Annotated in this window: 1 protein-coding gene; it reads left to right on the forward strand. The window is 50.3% G+C overall.

Annotated elements, in window-relative coordinates; all coding sequences use genetic code 11:
* Nucleotides 1–777, forward strand: a 777-nt coding sequence (locus A3750_RS11760; RefSeq protein ID WP_255374877.1) for an FGGY-family carbohydrate kinase, incomplete at its 5' end; no start/stop codon positions are given.
* Between the last annotated feature and the right edge of the window lie 89 nt (nucleotides 778–866).

Genomic DNA, 866 nt, shown 5'->3' on the forward strand with positions numbered 1-866 from the left:
CTTATCGGGGATCAGCAATCTGCTTTAGTTGGCCAGGCATGTTTTAGCGAAGGCATGCTTAAAAGTACATATGGTACGGGTTGCTTCGTTATTCTGAATACAGGCGAGAAGGCTTTGTCATCGGAGAATAAGCTGCTGACAACCGTCGGATATCGAATGGGTGGTATGACCACGTATGCGTTAGAAGGCAGTATTTTCGTGGCTGGTGCGGCAGTTCAATGGTTACGAGATGGCCTGGGCGTGATTAACTCAGCAGGTGAATCGGAATCGATAGCGAGCGAAGTGGGTTACCAAAACAAGTTATATGTGGTTCCTGCTTTTACTGGGTTAGGAGCTCCATATTGGGATCCAGATGCGCGAGGCGCTGTATTGGGCCTGACGCGCGATACGGGCGCGAAAGAGGTCGTGACGGCAGGTTTAGAAGCAGTTGCGCATCAGACGAGAGATCTTTTGTCAGCAATGCAAAAAGATGGTGCAAGTATCGATACTTTGCGCGTGGACGGCGGTATGGTCGTCAACGATTGGTTTTCTCAATGCCTAGCAGATTTATGTGATGTGACTGTCGAGCGTCCACAAATAGTCGAAACAACTGCGTTGGGAGCGGCCTATGTTGCGGCGGTCCAAGCAGGGTTGTTTGCAAGCTTAGAAGAGGTGGCGAGCAAATGGCAGTTGGAGCGTCGATTTGACTCCAAGATATCAAACGATGATCGGTCTCGCTTGGCCTCGGGTTGGCAGATGGCCGTTGGGTGCGTTAGAGCATTCAAGCCAGAAGGCTGAGCGGCGCGCATTAACTTGGCTTAGGGGCTAATGACGAGCTATTTGAAGGCGATTAAATGCTCGGTGTCTAGTTCAAAGCCTATTACATC

The organism is Oleiphilus sp. HI0079 (assembly GCF_001635105.1).